The sequence below is a fragment of the Massilia sp. BGA-UO-ETr-WB1 genome (genome assembly GCF_059567845.1).
Genome location: NZ_JCAQOT010000027.1, coordinates 1,307,090 through 1,327,883 on the forward strand (window position 1 = coordinate 1,307,090; position 20,794 = coordinate 1,327,883).

Below are 20,794 nucleotides of genomic sequence, written 5' to 3' on the forward strand. Positions count from 1 at the left end.
ACGAGGAGACCACATGAAGTTACGCAACAAGACCATCGTCGTCACCGGCGCCGCTTCCGGCATCGGCGCCGAAGTGGCGCGCCTGGCGCGCTTCGAAGGCGCCACCGTGATCGGCATGGACCGCAACGAGGCCGGCCTGACGCTGGACGGCTTTATCGCCGTCGATATGGCGTCGGCCGCCAGCATCGACGCCGCCGTCGCCCAGCTGCCGCAGCGCGTGGACGCGCTGTGCAATATCGCCGGCGTGCCCGGCACCGCCGACCCGGCGCTGCTGGCGAAGGTCAACTACCTCGGCCTGCGCCACCTGACCGAAGCCGTGCTGCCGCGCATGCCGGCCGGCGGCTCCATCGTCAACGTGGCCTCCATCCTGGGCGCCGAGTGGCCGCAGCGGCTGGAGCTGCACAAGCAGCTGGCCGCCGTGCAGGGCTACGCGGAGGGCCAGGCCTGGCTGGACGCGCACCCGGTGCCGGCCGACACCTGCTACCAGTACTTCAAGGAGGCGCTGATCGTGTGGAACGCCGCCCAGTCGCAGAAGTGGTTCCTGGCCCACTCGGTGCGCATGAACTGCGTGGCGCCCGGCCCGGTGTTCACGCCCATCCTGGGCGACTTCGTTTCCATGCTGGGCCAGGAACGCGTGCAGCGCGACGCGCACCGCATGAAGCGCCCGGCCTATGCCGACGAAGTGGCGGCCGCCATCGGCTTCCTGTGCAGCGACGACGCGCGCTGGATCAGCGGCGTGAACCTGCCGGTGGACGGAGGGCTGGCTTCGACCTTTATTTGATCTGTTGAGGATTCGCCCAGCCGCGCGTCAGCGGCCAATACAACTATAACGAGGAGACAAAAATGCAAGCGAACAAGCGCCTGAGCCCGACCCTGCTCGCACTGGCCGTGATGGCCACCCTGCCGGCCCACGCCCACGAGTTCGACACCGGCAATCCGGAACTCAAGGTCAGCTGGAACAACACCTTCAAATACAGCGCCGCCTACCGCCTGAAGGACGCCGACGCTGGCCTGCTTGCGGGCGGCTATCCATCGGCCGGCCCGGGCGACTTCACCGGCTATAACCTCGACGACGGCAACCAGAACTTCCGCAACAAGGGCATCGTGTCCAGCCGCATCGACTGGCTGTCCGAGTTCGATGCCGGCACCCGCACGCTGGGCATGCGCATCAGCGCGGCAGGCTGGTACGACAGCGTCTACAACCGCAGCAACGACAACGCCTCCCCCGCCAGCAACGCCGTCACGCTGGCCGGCCAGGCCGGCAACAGCTTCGCCAAGGGCACCCGCCTGCTGCACGGCCGCAACGCCGAGCTGCTGGACGCCTTCGTCTTCGCCAAGGGCTCGCTGGGCGAACTGCCGGGCACCGTGCGCGTGGGCCGCCACACGCTGCAGTATGGCGAGAGCCTGTTCTTCGGCGCCAACGGCATCGCCAACGCGCAGGGACCGGTGGACCTGGTCAAGCTGCTCAGCGTTCCCGGCGCGCAGTTCAAGGAAATCCTGCGGCCGGTGAACCAGATTTCCGGCCAGCTGCAGCTGCTGCCCAACGTCTCGCTGGGCGGCTATTACCAGTTCGAGTGGCGCGCCACGCAGATCCCTGGCGCCGGCAGCTACCTCAGCTCCTACGACGCCGCCGGCGCCGGCAGCACCGCCTTCCTGGTGGCGCCCACCAACAGCGGCGCGCCGGCCTTCCGCACCGTGCCGGACATGAAGGCGAAAAACTCCGGCCAGGGCGGCCTGCAGCTCAAATACACGCCCACCGGCTCGGACGTGGAATACGGCTTCTACGCGGCGCGCTACCACGACAAGACGCCCTACTTCTACCTGGGCTTCGCGCCCGCCTTCCCGCCCGGCGCGCCGTCCACCGTGCAGGCGGTGTACGCGGAAGGCGTGCGCACCTTCGGCGCCAGCGCCAGCACGGTGCTGCTGGGCGCCAACGTGGCGGCAGAAATCTCGGTACGCCGCAACACGCCGCTGGTCAGCGACCCCACGCCCAATTTCCTGTCGCGCGCCGGCGTGGGCCGGTTCGCCGACAACAGCGGCAACCCGGCCTACGCGGTCGGCAACACGGCGCACGTCAACCTGTCCGCCATCTACGTGATGCCGACCAATCCCTTCTTCCAGGGCGCTTCGCTGCTGGGCGAACTGGCATGGAACCGCGCCACCAGCGTGGGGTTCCAGGGCTCGCTCGATCCCAACACCACGCGCGACGCCACCTCGGCCCGCGTGATCTTCGAACCGGCGTACTACCAGGTGATGGACGGACTGGACATCTCGATCCCGGTCGGCCTCGGCTACAACATCGACGGCCGTTCGCGCGCGGTGTTCAACTTCAACGGCGGCAGCTCGCACGGCGGCGACTTCAACATCGGCGTCAACGCCACCTACCGCCAGGACTGGAAGTTCGGCATCAGCTACGTGCGCTTCCTCGGCTCCAGCGGCACCTTCCTGAAGAACAACCCGGCCACCAACACGCCCATCCTGAGCTACGCCCAGTCGCTGGCGGACCGCGACTACATCTCCTTCAATATCAAACGCGCATTCTAAGGACAAGACCATGATGAAGACGACCCTGACTTTCGCAGCCGCCGCCCTGTCGCTGGCCTTCGCCCTGCCGCACGCCGGCGCCGCCGTTTCCCCGGATGAAGCGGCCAAGCTGCGCTCCACGCTCACGCCGCTGGGCGCCGAAAAGGCCGGCAACAAGGAAGGCACCATCCCGGCCTGGGACGGCGTGTATGCCAAGGTGCCCGCCGGCTTCAAGGCCGGCGACTTCCGCGCCGATCCCTTCGCCGGCGAAAAGCCGACGCTGGCCATCACCGGCAGCAACGTCGACCAGCATGCGGCCAAGCTGTCGGCCGCCACCGTCGCGCTGCTGAAAAAGTATCCCAACTACCGGCTCGACGTCTACCCGACCCACCGCACCGGCGGCGCCCCTGGCTGGGTATATGACAACACCTTCAAGAACGCCACGCGCGCCAAGTCCATCGATGGCGGCTTCGGCGTGGAAGGCGCATTCGGCGGCATTCCTTTCCCGATTCCGAAAACCGGCTACGAAGCCCTGATGAACCACCGCCTGGCCTGGACCGGCGAGACCACCGTGTTCCCGCTGCGCACCACCATCGTCACCCCGGACGGCAAGCGCGCCACCGCCACCGAGGCCGAGCAGACCATCATGCGGCCCTACTACTTCAAGGACGGCAGCCTGGAAAAATTCGACGGCATCTACCAGATGGGACGCCTGATCACGCGCGCGCCGGCCTCCAAGGCGGGCGAAGGCATCCTGGTCCATGACGGCATCAGCGAGGCGCAGCCGCGCGCCATCTGGCAGTACCTGGTGGGCCAGCGCCGCGTGCGGCGCGCGCCGTCGGTGTCCTACGACACGCCGGACTCCGTCACCTCGGGCATCGGCCTATTCGACGAAGCGTTCATGCTGTTCGGCCCCATCGACCACCATGAGCTCAAGCTGATCGGCAAGAAGGAGATGTACATCCCGTACAACAACAACCGCGCCGCCTCGGCCAAGATCAGCGACCTGGTGGGACCGCAGTTCCTCAACCCGGACCTGGTGCGCTGGGAGCTGCACCGCGTGTGGGAAGTGGAAGCGACGCTGGTGCCGGGCAAGCGCCACGTGGTAGCCAAGCGCCGCTACTACCTCGACGAGGACACCTGGCAGATCATCCTGGTGGACGGCTACGACGCGCAGGGCCAGATCTGGCGCGGCAACTACACGCTGACGCTGCTGGCGCCGGACGTGCCGGCCGTGGTGGGCAACGTCATGTGGGGCACATACAACGTGCAAACCGGCGCCTACCTGCTGAACGAGGCGTCCAACGAGCTGTCGTCGCAGTACAAGATAATCCCGCGCCTGCCGGCCAGCTACTTCGGCCCCGAGGAACTGGCCAACCAGGGTTCGCGCTAAGTGAGGAGGCGTTCGATGAACAGACTGACTCCATACACGGCCCTGGCGGCGGCCCTGGCGTTCGCGCCCGGGGCATGGGCCGAGGATGCGCACATCGCCAGCGCCGGCGGCCCGGCCGCCACGGCTGCCGCGTCCAGCGCGCCCGCCAACGCCCTTCCGGCGGCGCTGCGGCAGCCGGCGCTGGTCACGCCCAAGGCGCTGCATGCGGCCATGCTGGCGGTGGCCAGCGCCGGCCAGCGGCTGGTGGCGGCCGGCGAGCGCGGCACCATCCTGTACTCGGATGATGCCGGCGTATCCTGGCGCCAGGCCAGCGTGCCGGTCAGCGTCAGCCTGACGGCGCTGCAGTTCGTCGACGCCAAGCGCGGCTGGGCCGTTGGCCACCAGGGCGTGGTGCTGCACAGCGCCGATGGCGGCGCCACCTGGAGCAAGCAGCTGGACGGCATCCAGGCCGCCCAGCTGGCGCTGCGCGCTGCGGCCGGCGCCGCCGGCCCCGGGCAGGAGCGCGCGCAGGCCGACGCACAGCGCCTGGTGGACGACGGCCCGGACAAACCCTTCCTCGACGTCTACTTCGACGGCCCGCGAAATGGCTACGTGCTGGGCGCCTACAACCTGCTGTTCAGGACCGATGACGGCGGCGCCACGTGGCAGCCGTGGCAGGGCCGCGCCGCCAACCCCAAGGCCCTGCACCTGTACGGCATGCGCGGCGCCGGCGGCGCGCTTTACCTGGCGGGCGAACAAGGCCTGCTGCTGCGCTCCACAGACCAGGGCGCCAACTTCAGCGCCCTGGCCACCCCGTACAAGGGCAGCTACTTCGGCCTGCTGGCGGCGCGCGGCGGCGCGCTGGTCGTCTACGGCCTGCGCGGCAACGCCTTCTGGTCCGGCGACCAGGGCGCCAGCTGGAGCAAGGCCGAAACCGGCGTGCAGGCGGCGCTGGCCGGCGGCGCCGAACTGGCGGACGGCACGCTGGTGCTGGTCAGCCAGGGTGGCGACGTGCTGCTCAGCCGCGACCAGGGCCGCAGCTTTGCCGCGCAGACCGGGGCCGCGCTGCCGCCGGCCCTGCCGCTGGCGGCCGTGGCGCAGGCGCGCGACGGCGCCCTGGTGCTGGCCGGCCTGCGCGGCTTGCGCCGCGTGGCAATTCCGCCCGCAGCGGCCGCGGCGCCCCCGCGCTAGCCCGTCCCCTCACACGAATACGGTTGAAACATCATGCATACAGATCAAGATTTGGAACAACAGCCGGTGGTGAAACGGCTGCAGGACTTCGACACCGCCTCGGGCAACCTGGGCGAGCGCGCACTGTTCAACTACCGGCCGCTGGTCATCCTGCTATGCCTGCTGGCGACCATCTTGCTGGGCTACCAGGCCACGCGCATCAAGCTCAATGCCAGCTTCGAGAAGATGATCCCCAGCGCCCATCCCTACGTGCTCAACTACCTGGCCAACAAGTCGGACCTGAACGGCCTGGGCAACTCGGTGCGCATCGCCGTGGCGGCCAGCGGCGGCAGCATCTACGAGCGCAGCTACATGGACACCCTGCAGCGCCTGAACGATGAACTGTTCCTGCTGCCCGGCGTGGACCGCCCCTTCATGAAATCGCTGTGGACGCCCAGCACGCGCTGGGCCTCCGTCACCGAGGACGGCCTGGACGGCGGCACCGTCATCCCGGACGGCTACGACGGCTCGCCCGCCAGCCTGGCGCAGCTGCGCGCCAACGTGGCCCGCTCCGGCGAAATCGGCCAGCTGGTGGCGGCCGACTTCAAGTCCAGCATCGTGTTCGTGCCGCTGATGGAACGCAATCCGCAGACCGGCCAGGCGCTCGACTACGGCGACCTGTCGGCGCGGCTGGAACAGATCCGCGCCAAGTACGAGAAGGAAGGCGTGCGCATCCACATCACCGGCTTCGCCAAGATCGTCGGCGACCTGATCGACGGCCTGCAGCAGGTGCTGCTGTTCTTCCTGCTGGCCATCGCCATCGCCGGCGCGGTGCTGTTCTGGTACACGCGCTGCTGGCGCAGCACTTCGCTGGTGGTGGTGTGCTCGCTGGTGGCGGTGCTGTGGCAGTGCGGCCTGCTGGCCACGCTGGGCTACGAGCTCGATCCCTACTCGGTGCTGGTGCCCTTCCTTGTGTTCGCCATCGGCATGAGCCATGGCGCCCAGAAAATGAACGGCATCATGCAGGACGTGGGGCGCGGCACGCACCGCGTGGTGGCGGCACGCTACACCTTCCGGCGCCTGTTCGCCGCCGGCCTCACCGCGCTGCTGTGCGACGCGGTCGGCTTCGCGGTGCTGGTCAGCATCCAGATCAAGGTGATCCAGGACCTGGCCATCGTCGCCAGCATCGGCGTGGCGGTGCTGATCTTCACCAACCTGGTGCTGCTGCCCGTGCTGCTGTCCTACACCGGCGTCAGCGCCAAGGCCGCCGCGCGCAGCCTGCAGGCCGACAGCGCCGGCGCGGACGGCGCGCCCCAGCCGTGGCTGTGGACCTTCCTGGACCGCTTCACCCGGCGCCGCTGGGCCGCCGTCACGGTGGCCGCCAGCCTGCTGCTGGGCGGCCTGGGCTACCTGTACAGCCTGAACCTGCAGGTGGGCGACCTCGATCCCGGCGCGCCGGAACTGCGCGCCGACTCGCGCTACAACCGCGACAACGGCTTCATGGTGGCCAACTATGCGGCCAGCTCCGACATCCTGGTGGTGATGGTGAAGACCGCGCCCGACCAGTGCACCCGCTACGACACGCTGGCCAGCGTGGACGCCCTGGCCTGGCAGCTGGAACAGCTGCCGGGCGTGGATTCGACCAATTCCATGGCGGCGCTGAGCAAGCTGGCCACCACCGGCTACAACGAGGGCAGCTTCAAATGGTATGACCTGATCCCGAACGCCGGCGCGCTGGGCGCGGTGCAGACCCGGGCCCCGCGCGAGCTGTTCAACCAGGGCTGCTCGCTGCTGTCGCTGTATGTCTACCTGAAGGACCACAAGGCCGCCACGCTGACCCGCGTGGTGGACACGGTGGAAGCCTTTGCCGCCGCCAACAACACACTAGACGTGCAGTTCCAGCTGGCCGCCGGCAGCGCCGGCATCGAGGCCGCCACCAACATCGTCGTCAAGCAGGCCATGCGCGACATGCTGTTCTGGGTCTACGGCGCGGTGATCCTGCTGTGCTACGCCACCTTCCGCAGCTGGCGCGCGGTGGCGGTGGCCATCCTGCCGCTGGTGCTCACCTCCATCCTGTGCGAAGTGCTGATGGTGGTGCTGGGCATGGGCGTCAAGGTCGCCACCCTGCCGGTGATCGCGCTCGGCGTCGGCATCGGCGTGGACTATGCGCTGTACGTGCTGAGCGTGATGCTGACCCGCATGCGCGCCGGCGCCAGCCTGTCCAGCGCCTACCAGCACGCGCTGCAGTTCACCGGCCGCGTGGTGATACTGACCGGCGTGACGCTGGCCGTGGCGGTCGCCACCTGGCTGTTCTCGCCGATCAAGTTCCAGGCCGACATGGGCATCCTGCTGGCCTTCATGTTCCTGTGGAATATGGTGGGCGCGCTGGTGCTGGTGCCGGCGCTGGCCTACTTCCTGATGCCGCAGAAGGCCGCGCAGCAGGCCGGGGCCTCGCCGCAGGCGGCGCCGGTGCAGGCACCGGCGCCGGAACAGCAAGCCAGCGTGGCCGGGATCCACTGACGCCATGCGCGCTTCCGACATGAGCATAGGTTCCCGCCTGCGCCTGGGCTTCGGCCTGATCCTGGCGCTGCTGGTCGCCGTGGTGGCGCTGGGCGTGGGCCACATGGCGCAGACGCAGCGCCGCACCGACCAGATCACCCAGGTCGGCAACGTCAAGACCCGGCTTGCCACGCAGATGCGCGACACCGTGTATGAACGCATGATCGCGCTGCGCAACATGGCGCTGATCGGTTCCCTGTCCTACCTCCAGCCGGAAGCGGAGCGGGTACAGGACCAGGCCAGGCGCTATGCCGCCGCCGAAACGCAGCTGCGCGGCCTGCTGGCCGGCGCCGCCACGCCCGAGGAAACCGAGCTGCTGGCGCAGATCGGGCGGCACAACGCGGCGGCCCGGGCGCCGATCGCGCAAGCCATGGAGCTGGCCATGGCCAGCGAATCGGACCGCATCTACACCGTGCTGGTGGAGCGCCTGCTGCCGATCCAGACGCGCTGGATGGCGGCGCTGGAACAGCTGGTGGCGCTGGAGGCCCGCCTGAACGAGCAGGCCGCCGAGCAAAGCCGTTCCTCCGACGCTGGCGCGCGTACCTGGATGCTGGCACTGGGCGTTGCGGCCCTGCTGCTGGGCGGGGTGCTGTGCTGGCGGCTCACGCGCGGCATCCTGGCGCAGCTGGGCGGCGAACCGGCCTACGCGGTCAGCATTGCCGGCCGCACCGCCGCCGGCGATCTGGCGGGCCGCGTGGCGCTGCGCGGCGGCGACGCATCCAGCCTGCTGTTCGCCATGCACACCATGCGCACCGAACTGGCGGCCATGGTCGGCAAGGTGCGGCACGGCGCCGACCATATCGCCGGCGCGGCGGACGATATCGCCGGCGGCCACCAGGACTTGACCCGCCGCAGCGACGGCCAGCGCGAATCGCTGCGCGCCACCGCCGGCTGCGTGCAGCAGCTCGCCGTCGCCGTGCGCGACAATGCCGGCCATGCGCGCCAGGCCACCGTCCTGGCGGCCAGCGCCACCAGGGTGGCTGGAGACGGCGGCCAGGCTGCGGCGGAAGTGATACGCACCATGGATTCCATCACCGCTTCGGCACACCGCATCGGCGAAATCGTCGGCGTCATCGACGGCATCGCGTTCCAGACCAATATCCTGGCGCTGAACGCGGCGGTGGAGGCGGCGCGCGCCGGCGAACAGGGGCGCGGTTTCGCGGTCGTGGCCGGCGAGGTGCGCAACCTGGCGCAGCGCTCGGCCACCGCCGCGCGTGAAATCCGCGCGCTGATCGAACATTCGGTAGCGCAGGTCGAAGCGGGCAACCGCCTGGTGGCGCGCGCCGGCGCCACCATGGCGGAGGTGGTGGGCAGCGTGCAGCAGGTCACCGCCATCATAGACCACATCGCCGCCGCCAGCAGCCTGCAGCAGGCCGGCATCGAGCAGGCCGGCGCCGCCCTGCAGGCGATGGAGCTGGCCACCCAGCAAAACGCCGAGCTGGTGGAACACGCCACCGGCGCCACCGCCGGCATGCGCCGCCAGGCCGCGGAACTGGCGCGGCTGGTACGCGCCTTCAAACTGGACGACAACGCCGCCAGCCCACACCACACAATCACCCTCCAGGAGGAAGCCGACCATGCCCCCCATCATGCCTGACACCCTGCTGTACGCCGCCGCAGCCCTGGGGCTGGCCGCCGCCCTGCTGTGGCGCCGCCGGCGCCAGGCAGCCGCCGCCCACGCCGCCTCAGCGCAAGCCTCCGCAGTTGCCGCCGCTGCCCCCGACTCCTTGCGCAGCACCGCGCTGGGCGATGTGCTGGGCCGCGCCGACCGCCACCAGACCCACGCCTGGCTCGGGCTGCCGTATGCCCAGCCCCCGGTCGGCCCCTTGCGCTGGAAGGCGCCGCGTCCGCCCCAATCCTGGAGCGGCGTGCGCGAGGCGCTGGCCTGCGGCGCGCCTGCCCTGCAGCTGGGCGGCATCACGCTGGAACTGCCGCCCGCGCAGTGGGGTCTGGTGGCCGGCTCGGAAGACTGCCTGACGCTGAACGTGTTTGCGCCGCAGATGAGCGCTGCGGAGGCGCAAGCGGCCACGCTGCCGGTGATGTTCTGGATCCACGGCGGCGCCAACACGGCCGGCACCGCCGCCACCTACACCACGCTGCGCAACCTGGCCGGCCAGGACCGCGTGATCGTGGTGTCGGCCAACTACCGCCTCGGCATTCTCGGCTGGTTCAGCCTGGAGGAACTGGCCGAGGAAGACGGCAAGGACGGCGACAAGGACGGCGGCAAGGACGATGAAACCGCATCCGACCGCTCCGGCAATTTCGGCACCCTGGACCTGATCGCGGCGCTGCAATGGGTAGGCCGTAACATCGCGGCCTTCGGCGGCGACCCGCAGAACGTCACGGTGTTCGGTGAATCGGCCGGTGGCCTGAATACTTACACCCTGCTGGCCAGCCCGCTGGCCAAAGGCCTGTTCCACCGCGCCATCCTGCAGTCGCCGCTGACGGCCAGCTACACCATGGCGCAGGCCCGCAACTACGCGGACGACGGCGCAGCACCCGGCCACCCCGTCAGTTCGCGCGAGCTGCTGTGCGCGTGGCTGCAGCGCGACGGCCGCGCCGCCGACCGCGCCGCCGCCAAGGCGCTGATCGCATCCATGCCGCCTGCCGACATCGCGGCCTACGTGCGCAGCCTGCCGCCGGCCGCCCTGCTGGCGCCGATCACCCCGGGCGCGCTCAGCTTCTACGACGCTCCTTGCGTGCTGCAGGACGGCCACGTGCTGCCGGCCATGCCGCTGCCGGAGGTGTTCACCGACCGCCGCCGCTACAACGCCGTGCCGGTCATCATCGGCACCAACCGCGACGAATACAAGCTCTTCATGTCCAACAATCCGGACTACGTGCGCATGCTGTTCGGCAGCATCCCGCTGATGCGCGACCGCGTCCGCTACCAGCGCCATGCGGCCTACATGTCGGCCCTGTGGCAGGCTGCGGGAGCGCTGGAGCCGGCCAACGCCATGCTGGCTTCCGGCCACCGCGACGTCTGGATCTACCGCTTCGACTGGGACGAACAGCCGGCCGTGCCGCTGATCGCGCCGCGCGTGCTGCTGGGCGCCGCCCACGTACTCGACCTGGCCTTCGTCTTCCGCGACCTGGACGGCGAGTTCGATCCCTTCCGCTCCTTCACGGCCGCCAACCTGCCGGGCCGCAAGGAAGTCTCGGACGCCATGGCCGGCTACTGGACCGGCTTCGCCCGCCACGGCCGGCCCGGGCGCGGTCCCGGCGGCACGCTGTCCGAATGGGAACGCTGGAGCGGCGACGCCACCCGCCCGCGCCTGATGGTGTTCGACACCAATGCCGGCGGCGGCAGCCGCATGGTGCTGCACGAGAACAGCCTGGCAAGGCTCAAGGCCGCGCTGGCGGAAGACCCGGCGCTGCACGCCAATCCGCGCGAGCGCTGCGAGCTGTATGGCCGCATGTTCCTGTGGTCCATCTTCGGCGGACAGGAAGCGCCGCAGGCACTGGCGGCCTACGCCAAGGCCCATGGCTACACCGGCCCCACCGAGCAACTGCGCCCGAGCTACTGGCCATGAGCGCGCGCGCCAACCCGGGCTTCTTCCGCAGCTACGAGGACTTGTGGATGCTGGACGGCCTGCGCACGCCCATGGCCGACTACTGCGGCGCGTTCAGCCACGTTTCGCCCACCGACCTGGGCATCAAGGCCGCGCGCGCGGTGCTGCGCCGCAGCGGCGTGCCGGCCGCCGACATCGGCTCCGTCATCACCGGCAGCATGGCGCCGGGCGACTGCTACCAGTACATGCTGCCGCGCCATATCGGCCTGTACGCCGGCGTGCCGCTGACGGTGCCGGCCCTGAACGTGCAGCGCGTATGCGGCACCGGCTTCGAACTGTTCCGCCAGGCCGGCGACCAGATTGCACTGGGCTACGCCGATGCCGTGCTGGTGGTGGGCACCGAGTCCATGACGCGCAATCCGATCGCCGCCTTCGGCCACCGCGCCGGCTTCAGGCTGGGCGCGCCGGTCGGCTTCCAGGACTTCCTGTGGGAGGCGCTGACCGATCCCGCCGCCGCGGTCACCATGCCGCAGACGGCGGAGAACCTGGCGCGCAGCTACGGCATTACGCGCGCCGAGGTGGACCGCTACGCCGCGCAGTCGCATGCGCGCGCGCTGGAGGCGCGCGCCGGCGGATTCTTTGCCGGCGAGATCGCCGCCGTGGGCAACGAAACCTTCGCGCAGGACGGCTACGCCGAACGCGGCATCCGCCTGCACGGGCCGGTGGCGGAACTGGCGCAGGACACGCATCCGCGCATTTCGCCGCCCTCCGTGCTGGCCACCTTGCGCCCGCTGTATACGGACGGCGTGCAGACCGGCGGCAACAGCTGCGCGCTGGCCGACGGCGCGGCGGCCGCCATCATCGCTTCCGGCGCCTATGCCAGGGCCGGCCAGCACCGGCCGCAGGCGCGCATCGCGGCGGCGGCGGTGGTCGGCGTGCCGCCCGAGATCATGGGTATCGGCCCCGCTCCCGCCATCCGCCTGCTGCTGCAGCGCTGCGGCCTGGGCGTGCCGCAAATCGGCCTGTTCGAGATCAATGAGGCGCAAGGCGCGCAGATCGTGGCGGTGGAGCGCGAACTGGAGCTGGACCGGGCCCGCCTGAACGTGCATGGCGGCGCCATCGCGCTGGGCCATCCGCTGGCGGCCACCGGCGTGCGCCTGGCCATCACGCTGGCGCGCGGGCTCGAGCTGCGGCGCCAGCGCTATGGCGTAGCGGCGGCGTGCGTCGGCGGCGGCCAGGGCATCGCCCTGCTGCTGGAAAACCCGGACTGGCGGCCGTCAAAGCACGATGGCGCTCAGTGACCGCAACAGCACCCGCAGCTGCGCATGCAGTTCGCTGCGCTGCTCCACGCCCAGCTCGGCCAGCATGGCCTGCTCCAGCTGCGCCACCGCCGCGTGGCCCTGGCGCAGCAAAGCGCTGCCCTCGGCGCTCAGGCGCAAATGGATGATGCGGCCATGATGGGCGTCCGCCTGGCGCACGATCCAGCCGCGCGCCTCCATCGCCTTCACCATCTCGTTGGCCGACTGCGGCGAGATCATGGAGCGCTCGGCCAGCTGCGCGTTCGACAGCTGCTGCTGGGTGTCCAGCACCGACAGCGCCGTGTACTGGGCAGCCGTCAGCCCCAGCACGCCCAGGCTGTCGCGCAGGCGGCGGCTCAGCACATGGTCGATGCGGCCTATCAGGTAGGCGATGCCGGTGGGCTTGTCGTGCGCGGCGGCGGGCTGGTCTTTTTTCATGGTCCTCAACAAGTTCAAAAAGCGTTCAAGAAAGCGCTTGCATTACAGGCCAAGCAGAATATATTATAAGTCACGTATCAGGCAACCTGATATTAACCTAACACCAGAGAATGAGGAGAGAATGAGATGAGCCAATATGAAAACCGCTGGAGCACCGTCAAAGTCGAGATCGCCGACGGCATCGGCTGGGTCACGCTGAACCGTCCCGAAAAGCGCAACGCCATGAGCCCTACGCTGAACCGCGAAATGATCGACGTGCTGGAAACCCTGGAAATGGACCCGGACATGCAGGTGCTGGTGCTGACCGGCGCCGGCGACAGCTGGACCGCCGGCATGGACTTGAAGGAGTACTTCCGCGAGAACGACGGCAAGCCGGAGATCTTCCAGGAGAAGCTGCGCCGCGACTGCTCGCAGTGGCAATGGAAGCTGCTGCGCATGTACAGCAAGCCGACCATCGCCATGGTCAACGGCTGGTGCTTCGGCGGCGCCTTCTCGCCGCTGGTGGCCTGCGACCTGGCCATCTCCGCCGACGACGCGGTGTATGGCCTGTCCGAGATCAACTGGGGCATCCCGCCGGGCAACCTGGTCAGCAAGGCCGTTGCCGACACCATGGGCCACCGCCAGGCGCTACACTACATCATGACCGGCGACACCTTCACCGGCAAGGAAGCGGCCGCCATGGGCCTGGTCAACAAGAGCGTGCCGCTGGCCGAACTGCGCGCCGCCACCGTCGAACTGGCCGAAAAGCTGCTGGCCAAGTCGCCGACGGTGCTGCGCATCGCCAAGAACGGCTTCAAGCGCTGCCGCGAACTGACGTGGGAGCAGAACGAGGACTATCTGTATGCCAAGGTTGACCAGTCCAACTATCGCGACCCGGAAAAAGGCCGCGCCCAGGGCCTCAAGCAGTTCCTGGACGATAAGACCATCAAGCCCGGCCTGCAAACCTACAAGCGCGCCTAAGACGCGCCGCAGCCCACCGCCCACTCATAACAAAGGAGATACGCCATGCTTGAAGCACGACTGCTGATCGGAGGCCTGGACCGGGCCGCGTCCAACGGCGCCACCTGCCAGCGCCTCAACCCCGCCACAGGCGACACCGCCTCGGTGGCCGCCGCAGCCACCCTGGAAGACGCCGACGCCGCCGTGGCGGCGGCGCAGGCGGCCTTCCCCGGCTGGTCCGCCACCGCGCCGGGCGAGCGGCGCCGCCTGCTGCTCAAGGCGGCCGACTGCCTGGAAGCGCGCGCGCCCGAATTCATCGCGGCCGGCGTGGCCGAAGCCGGCGGCGTGCCGGGCTGGTACGGCTTCAACGTGATGCTGGCGGCCGGCATGCTGCGCGAGGCGGCCTCGCTGACCTCCCAGATCGCCGGCGAAGTGATCCCCTCCGACGTGCCGGGCCTGATGGCCATGGGCATGCGCCAGGCCTGCGGCGTGGTGCTGGGCATCGCGCCGTGGAACGCGCCGGTGATCCTGGGCACGCGCGCCATCGCCACGCCGCTCGCCTGCGGCAACACCGTGGTCCTGAAATCGTCCGAAGTGTGCCCCGCCCTGCACCGCCTGATCGGCGCCGTGTTCGAGGACGCCGGCTTCCCGGCCGGCGTGGTCAACGTCGTCAGCAACGCGCCGCAGGACGCCGCCGCCGTGGTGGCGCGCCTGATCGCCCATCCGGCCGTCAAGCGCATCAACTTCACCGGTTCCACCAAGGTCGGACGCATCATCGCCCAGCAGGCGGCGCAGCACCTGAAGCCGGTGGTGCTGGAACTGGGCGGCAAGAATCCGCTGCTGGTGCTGGACGACGCCGACCTCGACGAGGCGGTGCAGGCGGCCGCCTTCGGCGCCTTCTTCAACCAGGGCCAGATCTGCATGTCGACCGACCGCATCATCGTCGACCGCAAGGTTGCCGACGCCTTCGTCGACAAGCTGCGTGCCAAGACCGCCGGCCTGCGCGCCGGCAAGCCGGGGCAGGAAGGCGCGGTCCTGGGCGGCATGGTCGATGCCAGCGCTGCAGCCCGCGTGGCCGCCATGGTGGCCGACGCCCAGGCCAAGGGCGCCACGCTGGTGTGCGGCGGCGGCGCCAGCGACGGCAACGTGCTGCAGCCGGCCATCATCGATCACATCACGCCGGACATGACGGTGTACCAGGAAGAATCGTTCGGCCCCATCGTCGGCATCATCCGGGTCGGCGGCGACGAGGCTGCGCTGGCCGAAGCCAACGCCAGCGAATACGGCCTGTCGGCCGCCATCTTCAGCCGCAACATCCCGCGCGCGCTGGCACTGGCGCGCCGCGTCGAATCGGGCATCTGCCACATCAACAGCTCCACCGTGGCCGACGAGGCGCAAATGCCGTTCGGCGGCGTCAAGGCCAGCGGCTACGGGCGCTTCGGCGGCAAGGCCGGCATCGCCGAATTCACCGACCTGCGCTGGATCACCATCCAGAGCGGCCACCGCCACTACCCGGTGTAATGGGGGGCATGCCATGACGCAGCTCCACACCACCGCCGCCGCGCTGGACCTGTCGCGCTACCGCCCGGTGCGCGTCGGCGGCGCGCCGGTACGGGTCGAAACCGACGCGCAGGGCTGCTGGCGCCTGGCGTCGCAGGAAGCGCTGGGTCCCTACCCCGAGCGCATCACCGATTGCCTGGTGCGCGGCGCCGAACGGCACCCCGAGCGCACGCTGGCCGCGCAGCGCGGGCCGGACGGCGCCTGGGTTCACGTCAGCTACCGGCAGATGCTGGAGCAGGCGCGCGCCATCGGCCAGGCGCTGCTGGACCGGGGCCTGTCGGCCGAGCGCCCGCTGATGATCTGGTCCGGCAACGACCTGCCGCACCTGCAACTGGCGCTGGGTGCGCTGTACGCCGGCATACCGTATTGCCCGGTGTCGCCGGCCGCCTCGCTGCTGGCCTCGGATTACACCAAGCTGACCCACTTCGTGCGCCACCTGACGCCCGGCATGATCTACGCCACCGACGCCGGCGCCTGTGCCGCCGCGCTGGCGGCCACGGTGCCGGACGGCGTCGAGATCGTCGTCGGGCACGGCGACGCGGGCCGCCCCAGCACGCCGCTGGCCAGCCTGCTGGCCACGGCGCCGTGCACGGTGGACGCGGCCAACGCGGCCAGCGGCCCGGACACCATCGCCAAATTCCTGTTCACGTCCGGCTCGACCAAGCTGCCCAAGGCCGTGACCACGACCCAGCGCATGCTGTGCGCCAACCAGCAGATGCTGCTGCAAACCTTCCCGGCCTTCGGCGACAAGCCGCCGGTGCTGCTGGACTGGCTGCCGTGGAGCCACACCTTCGGCGGCAGCCACAACGTGGGCATCGCCTTGTACAACGGCGGCAGCTACTACATCGACGACGGCAAGCCCACCCCGCGCGACTTCGACGCCACGGTGCGCAACCTGAAGGATATCGCGCCGACGGTGTTCTTCAACGTGCCCAAGGGCTGGGAGCTGCTCACCGCCGCGCTGCGCAGCGACCCCGCGCTGTGCCGCCGCTTCTTCTCGCAGATGGAACTGTTCTTCTTCGCCGGCGCCGGCCTGTCGCAGGCGGCGTGGGACGCGCTGGAACAGGTGAGCGAGCAGCAGTGCGGGCAGCGCATCCGCATCATGGCCGGCCTGGGCATGACGGAAACGGCGCCCTCCTGCACTTTTACTACGGGTCCGGTGATGATGGCGGGCTATGTCGGCCTGCCGGCGCCGGCCTGCGAAGTCAAGCTGGTGCCGGTGGACGGCAAGTACGAGGCGCGCTTCCGCGGCCCGCACGTGATGCCCGGCTATTGGCGCGCGCCGGAAGCCACCGCCGCCGCCTTCGACGAGGATGGCTATTACTGCAGCGGCGATGCGGTGCGCTTTGTCGATCCGGCGCAGCCGGAACTGGGACTGATGTTCGATGGCCGCATCGCCGAGGACTTCAAGCTCAGCAGCGGCACCTTCGTCAGCGTGGGACCGCTGCGGGCGCGCGTGATCAGCGCCGGCGCGCCGTACATCCAGGACGTGGTGGTGGCCGGCATCGACCGCGACAGCATAGGCTTGCTGGTGTTCCCGCGCCTGGACCAGTGCCTGGCGCTGTCCGGGCTGGGCGCCGGCGCCGACGCCGCCGCCATCCTGTCCAGCGCCGCCGTGCGCAGCCACTTCCGGCAGCTGTTGGCGGAACTGAACGCCAAGGCGACCGGATCGGCCTCCCGCGTGGAGCGCATGATGCTGCTGGAGGAAGCGCCGTCCGTGACGGCCGGCGAGCAGACCGACAAGGGCTCGATCAACCAGCGCGTGGTGCTGACGCGGCGCGCCGCGCTGGTGGAGGCGATGTACGGCGGCGGCGCGGCAGTATTGACCGCCGCCTGAACGCCGCCTACCTTACTTGGAGCGCGAGCCGGAGCCGGAAGCCGAATCGGAATCGGATTTCGATCCCGACGATTTGCCGCCGGACTGGCTGCCGGACTGGTTGCTCGACTGGTTGCCGCCGGACGAGCCGCGCGACGAGCCCTGGCCGGAGTCGCTCTGCTGGTTGCCGTCGTTCTTGTGGCTCATTGCGCCGGCCTTGCGGGCTTCCTCGGAGGTGAACTCGTGCGCGTTGCCCGATGCGTGCGCGGCGCGGCCGCCTTCGGCAGCGATCTCGCGCTGCTGGTCCGGGTCCATCGAGGCGAAACCACGGTTGCTGGTGTCGCCGCTCTGGCTGTTGCTGGCGCCCTTGCCGCCTTGGCTGCCGCTCTGGCTGCCGCCGCTGCGGCTACCCTGGTTGCCGGAGCCGCCGGAACCCTTGTCGTCGTCTTTCGATGCGTTGTTCGAGGAACCGCTTTTTTGATTCGAAGCCATGGTGATCTCCTGTAGGTCCTGACCCGCCAGCATTCCGGACGGAGTGCTTCGGGGTTGGTGAAGCCATCTTAGAACCATCCGAAGGGGATGGACGTAGGCACGCCAGCCCAGGCCGCGTAGGCCATATCCTATCCCGCCATGCAAGCCATGGCCCGGCGAACGCTGCTGAAGGCCGGCATTTTTTCTACCCGGAAAGTTGAATTGCAGCGCGGTGCGCGGCACCGACGGAGGCTGGCCCGGCAGCAGCCCGGATGGCCAGTCAGCGCAGCGCGGCCCGGATGTGCGCGGCCGCAGCCGCCAGGCGTTCCGCCAGGCCTTCGCTACGGGAATCCATTGGCAGCACATGGCGCAGCTCCGCCGCCGACAGGGCTTCGCGCGTCGCGAACTGATAGGCCAGCACCTGCACGCCGGCGTCGGACGCATCGCCGCCCTCTGCCGTGCGCCGTTCCAGGCGGGCGCGCAGCAGCGCCGCGTCGGCCTGCAAGTCGACAATGAAAAACGGCGCGCCGCAGGCGTTTGCCAGCGCGCGCATGGCCTGCCGCTGCGCGCGCTGCAGATGGGCCGCGTCCACGATCACGCTCATTCCCGCGCCCGCGATGGCGCGGGCCAGGCCGCGCAGACGGGCGTAGGTGGCCTCGCTGCTGGCGCGCCCGTAGATACCCTGCGCCGACGCCGCCTCCATGCGTGCGGCGGCAGCCACGCCGTGCAGGCGCTTGCGTTCCACATCCGAGCGGATGCAGATGGCGCCGAGCGCGCCGGCCAGCCGCTCGGCGCAATAGGATTTGCCGCTGCCCGAGCAGCCGTGCATCAGCACCACCGCGCCGCGCCGCCGCAGGCCGGCGCCGGCCAGCTCCAGGTAGCGCCGCGCCAGCATGCGCGCCTGCGGCGCTGCTTCGGGCAGGGCCGCGCGCAGCAGGCAGACCTTGCAGCGCACCACCGCGCGCATGGTCTCGTAGTAGTTCAACACGGCGAGCCCAGCATAATCGCCGCTCTGCTCCAGGTAGCCTTGCAGCAGCCGCGCGGCCAGGTCCGGGCGGCCGTGAAAGCGCAGGTCCATGGCGATGAAGGCCACGTCGCTCATCACGTCGATCCAGCGCAGCTCCTCGTTGAACTCGATGCAGTCGAAGGCCTCGACCTGGCCGTCCAGCGTGACGATGTTGGCACTATGCAGGTCGCCGTGGCAGGCGCGTATGCGCTGCTCGGCGCGGCGCTGCGCGAAGCGTCCGGGCGACGCCGTCTGCTGCCGGTGCCAGCGCGCCAGCCTGGCCAGCTGCGCCTGCGCGCGCCGGCCGCGCAGCATGTCGGCCACGGCAGCCAGGTCCTCGGCGCCGCGCCGCGCCAGCGCACGCGCCGTGCCCCAGCCGCTGTCCGGCTCCGGCGCCTCCGCACGGGCGTGGAATTGCGCCAGCCGCAGCGCCAGCGAATCGATCTGCGCCGCGTCCAGCAGTCCGGCCCCGAGCCGCTCGCTCCACAGCGACTGTTGCGGAAAGGCGCGCATGCGCACCGCATAGTCCAGCACCGGGCCCGCGCCGTCGAGTTCCGGCCGCGCGGCGCTGCCCGTCACGGCGGCCACGCCGATGTAGATCGAGGGCGCCAGCCGCCGGTTCAAGCGCACTTCCTCGGCGCAGCAATGCTGGCGCGCCTCCAGCGTGGAGTAGTCCAGCACGTCGAAACGCAGCGCCTTCTTGAACTTGTAGGCCAGGGCATCGACCACGAAAACCCAGGAGATGTGGGTCTCGAAGCGCTGCACCCGGCAACCGAGGCGCCGCCATTGCGCCTCCAGCGCCGACAGCAGGACGCGCTGCCGTTCCAGCGCCTGCCCGTCCTGCCCGTCCTGCCCGTCCCGCCTTGGCCGCCGTCCGTCCGCCTGCCGCATCGCCGTCTCCCGCACCGCTGCCTCCCGCATCGCCGTCTCACGCTTGCGCCAGCCCCACGGCCGCCCACCGGCGTATCGCCGGCGTCAGCGCAACCGTCAGCGCAGCACCAGCACCGGGATGTCGCTGTGGGCCAGCACCTTCTGCGTTTCGCTGCCCAGCAGCAAGCCCTGCAGGCCATGCCGGCCGTGCGTGGCAATGCAGATCAGATCGCAGCCCCGCTCGCGCGCGGTGCGCACGATCGCCTCATGGGGCCGTTCGGCGCTCGCCACCACAGTATCGCACGGCACGCCCTGCTCGCGGGCCGCCTGGCTGACCTCGTCGAGCAGCGCGCGCGCGTGCGCGGCGCTCTCGCGCTGGTAGCGCTCGCGCGTGTCGGCCAGCATGTCGGGGTGGTAAGTCAGGGTGTGGAAGTCGAGTACCACGTGGACGGCGGTGACCCGGGCGCCGCAGCTGCGCGCAAAGGCCAGTGTCTTGGCGGTCATGGCGGCGGCAATGTCCGAGCCGTCGGTGGGAAGCAGGATGTGTTTGAACATGATGTGCTCTCGTCGGTTGGTGGGGACGGCTCAGTACACGGCAATGCGGTTGTCCACCGCCGACACCCCCGGCGCCTGCCACGCGGCGCGCTCGGCGGTCTGGCGTTCGCTCCAGGAGCGCACCGCGCCGCTCAGCACCACTTCGTGCCCGTTCACTTCCACATGCACGCGCTTGGCGTCCAGCGTGGCGTCGCGGTGGAAGGCGGCCTGGATCTGGTGCTGCACCTCGCCCGGCTTGGCCGGCGGCACGATGCGGATCTGGTTCAGCACGCTCTTCACGCCGGTGAGGTGGCGCACCGCCTGTTCCGCGCGCTCGCGCTGGTAGTGCCATTGCACGCAGCCTTCCAGCTTCAGGTGGCCATGGTCGACCACGGTGCGCAGGTCGGCGGCGGCGCTCGGCAGTTGCAGCCGCAGCGCCGTCACCGCGTCGGCCGCGATGTCCGGATCGGGCCGCTCGCCCGTGACCAGCTGCACCACCAGTTCGTTGGCCACGGCGCGCACGCCGGCCACCCGCTTGACGGCGCGCTCGGCAGCCAGCTTCTGCGCATACGTGGCGGCAAAGCCGCTCAGCATGACGGTGCCGTCCGACACCGCCACGGCCATCGTGCTGTGCCCGATTTCCGGGTCCCATGCCAGCTCGCTCTCGACCTGGCGCTTCAAATGAAAGTCGGTATCCATGGTTGTTCCCTCTCGGTAGTGGAAATG

16 protein-coding genes are annotated in these 20,794 nt (G+C 69.9%); 11 read left to right on the forward strand and 5 right to left on the reverse strand.

The features are described 5' to 3' along the window. Nucleotides 1-13: 13 nt before the first annotated feature. The 8 genes from AC56DV_RS32505 to AC56DV_RS32540 all read left to right on the forward strand — a co-directional run bounded on the left by AC56DV_RS32505 (nt 14) and on the right by AC56DV_RS32540 (nt 12,437). Nucleotides 14-781 (forward strand): coniferyl-alcohol dehydrogenase, encoded by a 768-nt coding sequence (locus tag AC56DV_RS32505; RefSeq protein WP_496318328.1) that lies wholly within the window; start codon nt 14-16, stop codon nt 779-781. 62 nt (nt 782-843) lie between these two features. Continuing rightward, entirely contained in the window at nt 844-2,544 is a 1,701-nt protein-coding gene (locus tag AC56DV_RS32510; RefSeq protein ID WP_496318329.1) for a DUF1302 domain-containing protein, read from the forward strand. A 13-nt stretch (nt 2,545-2,557) separates the two neighbouring features. Next, a complete protein-coding gene (locus AC56DV_RS32515; protein ID WP_496318516.1) occupies nt 2,558-3,916 on the forward strand; it encodes a DUF1329 domain-containing protein in 1,359 nt (452 codons plus the stop codon). Between the two features lie 15 nt (nt 3,917-3,931). After that, the gene (locus AC56DV_RS32520; protein ID WP_496318330.1) at nt 3,932-5,086 is read left to right on the forward strand and encodes a WD40/YVTN/BNR-like repeat-containing protein; all 1,155 of its coding nucleotides are present in this window, start codon (nt 3,932-3,934) and stop codon (nt 5,084-5,086) included. Between the two features lie 33 nt (nt 5,087-5,119). After that, nucleotides 5,120-7,585, forward strand: a complete 2,466-nt coding sequence (locus AC56DV_RS32525; protein ID WP_496318331.1) for an efflux RND transporter permease subunit — start codon at nt 5,120-5,122, stop codon at nt 7,583-7,585. A gap of 19 nt (nt 7,586-7,604) precedes the next feature. Beyond that, nucleotides 7,605-9,221, forward strand: a complete 1,617-nt coding sequence (locus AC56DV_RS32530; protein WP_496318332.1) for a methyl-accepting chemotaxis protein — start codon at nt 7,605-7,607, stop codon at nt 9,219-9,221. Further along, on the forward strand, nt 9,202-11,157 hold the full coding sequence (locus AC56DV_RS32535) for a carboxylesterase/lipase family protein (protein ID WP_496318333.1): 1,956 nt from the start codon (nt 9,202-9,204) through the stop codon (nt 11,155-11,157). Before AC56DV_RS32530 ends, AC56DV_RS32535 begins: the two co-directional genes overlap by 20 nt. Continuing rightward, nucleotides 11,154-12,437 carry a thiolase family protein gene (locus tag AC56DV_RS32540; protein ID WP_496318334.1) on the forward strand — a complete coding sequence of 428 codons (1,284 nt, stop codon included), beginning with the start codon at nt 11,154-11,156 and terminating at the stop codon, nt 12,435-12,437. Before AC56DV_RS32535 ends, AC56DV_RS32540 begins: the two co-directional genes overlap by 4 nt. Here AC56DV_RS32540 and AC56DV_RS32545 read toward each other — a convergent pair. Beyond that, entirely contained in the window at nt 12,414-12,872 is a 459-nt protein-coding gene (locus AC56DV_RS32545; RefSeq protein ID WP_496318335.1) for a MarR family winged helix-turn-helix transcriptional regulator, read from the reverse strand. The two genes, AC56DV_RS32540 and AC56DV_RS32545, sit on opposite strands and share 24 nt — an antisense overlap. A gap of 126 nt (nt 12,873-12,998) precedes the next feature. On the opposite strand from AC56DV_RS32545, the gene AC56DV_RS32550 reads away from it, so the two are divergent. The 3 genes from AC56DV_RS32550 to AC56DV_RS32560 are packed head-to-tail and all read left to right on the forward strand — an operon-like array spanning nt 12,999 to nt 17,208. Then, on the forward strand, nt 12,999-13,832 hold the full coding sequence (locus AC56DV_RS32550) for a p-hydroxycinnamoyl CoA hydratase/lyase (protein ID WP_496318336.1): 834 nt from the start codon (nt 12,999-13,001) through the stop codon (nt 13,830-13,832). 45 nt (nt 13,833-13,877) lie between these two features. After that, entirely contained in the window at nt 13,878-15,332 is a 1,455-nt protein-coding gene (locus tag AC56DV_RS32555) for an aldehyde dehydrogenase (protein ID WP_496318337.1), read from the forward strand. Between the two features lie 13 nt (nt 15,333-15,345). Continuing rightward, nucleotides 15,346-17,208, forward strand: coding sequence for a feruloyl-CoA synthase (locus tag AC56DV_RS32560; RefSeq protein WP_496318338.1), 1,863 nt, complete (start codon nt 15,346-15,348; stop codon nt 17,206-17,208). Nucleotides 17,209-17,220: 12 nt separating this feature from the next. Here the strand turns inward: AC56DV_RS32560 and AC56DV_RS32565 are convergent, their stop codons facing one another. From AC56DV_RS32565 to AC56DV_RS32580, 4 genes are all read right to left on the reverse strand, one after another. Then, nucleotides 17,221-17,679: a KGG domain-containing protein gene (locus tag AC56DV_RS32565; protein WP_496318339.1), complete on the reverse strand. Its 459-nt coding sequence runs from the start codon at nt 17,677-17,679 to the stop codon at nt 17,221-17,223. Nucleotides 17,680-17,938: 259 nt separating this feature from the next. Next, complete coding sequence (locus AC56DV_RS32570; RefSeq protein ID WP_496318340.1) at nt 17,939-19,555, reverse strand: bifunctional aminoglycoside phosphotransferase/ATP-binding protein; 1,617 nt, start codon at nt 19,553-19,555, stop codon at nt 17,939-17,941. A 96-nt stretch (nt 19,556-19,651) separates the two neighbouring features. Continuing rightward, entirely contained in the window at nt 19,652-20,089 is a 438-nt protein-coding gene (locus tag AC56DV_RS32575) for a universal stress protein (RefSeq protein WP_496318341.1), read from the reverse strand. A gap of 30 nt (nt 20,090-20,119) precedes the next feature. Further along, entirely contained in the window at nt 20,120-20,767 is a 648-nt protein-coding gene (locus AC56DV_RS32580) for a BON domain-containing protein (protein WP_496318342.1), read from the reverse strand. Nucleotides 20,768-20,794: the final 27 nt, after the last annotated feature.

Coding starts and splice junctions, on each gene's coding strand:
- AC56DV_RS32550 (WP_496318336.1), top strand. CDS start 12,999: ATGAGCCAATATGAAAACCGCTGGAGCACCGTCAAAGTCGAGATCGCC.
- AC56DV_RS32545 (WP_496318335.1), bottom strand. CDS start 12,872: ATGAAAAAAGACCAGCCCGCCGCCGCGCACGACAAGCCCACCGGCATC.
- AC56DV_RS32510 (WP_496318329.1), top strand. CDS start 844: ATGCAAGCGAACAAGCGCCTGAGCCCGACCCTGCTCGCACTGGCCGTG.
- AC56DV_RS32565 (WP_496318339.1), bottom strand. CDS start 17,679: ATGGCTTCGAATCAAAAAAGCGGTTCCTCGAACAACGCATCGAAAGAC.
- AC56DV_RS32505 (WP_496318328.1), top strand. CDS start 14: ATGAAGTTACGCAACAAGACCATCGTCGTCACCGGCGCCGCTTCCGGC.
- AC56DV_RS32540 (WP_496318334.1), top strand. CDS start 11,154: ATGAGCGCGCGCGCCAACCCGGGCTTCTTCCGCAGCTACGAGGACTTG.
- AC56DV_RS32515 (WP_496318516.1), top strand. CDS start 2,558: ATGAAGACGACCCTGACTTTCGCAGCCGCCGCCCTGTCGCTGGCCTTC.
- AC56DV_RS32525 (WP_496318331.1), top strand. CDS start 5,120: ATGCATACAGATCAAGATTTGGAACAACAGCCGGTGGTGAAACGGCTG.
- AC56DV_RS32570 (WP_496318340.1), bottom strand. CDS start 19,555: ATGCGGCAGGCGGACGGACGGCGGCCAAGGCGGGACGGGCAGGACGGG.
- AC56DV_RS32535 (WP_496318333.1), top strand. CDS start 9,202: ATGCCCCCCATCATGCCTGACACCCTGCTGTACGCCGCCGCAGCCCTG.
- AC56DV_RS32560 (WP_496318338.1), top strand. CDS start 15,346: ATGACGCAGCTCCACACCACCGCCGCCGCGCTGGACCTGTCGCGCTAC.
- AC56DV_RS32530 (WP_496318332.1), top strand. CDS start 7,605: ATGAGCATAGGTTCCCGCCTGCGCCTGGGCTTCGGCCTGATCCTGGCG.
- AC56DV_RS32520 (WP_496318330.1), top strand. CDS start 3,932: ATGAACAGACTGACTCCATACACGGCCCTGGCGGCGGCCCTGGCGTTC.
- AC56DV_RS32575 (WP_496318341.1), bottom strand. CDS start 20,089: ATGTTCAAACACATCCTGCTTCCCACCGACGGCTCGGACATTGCCGCC.
- AC56DV_RS32580 (WP_496318342.1), bottom strand. CDS start 20,767: ATGGATACCGACTTTCATTTGAAGCGCCAGGTCGAGAGCGAGCTGGCA.
- AC56DV_RS32555 (WP_496318337.1), top strand. CDS start 13,878: ATGCTTGAAGCACGACTGCTGATCGGAGGCCTGGACCGGGCCGCGTCC.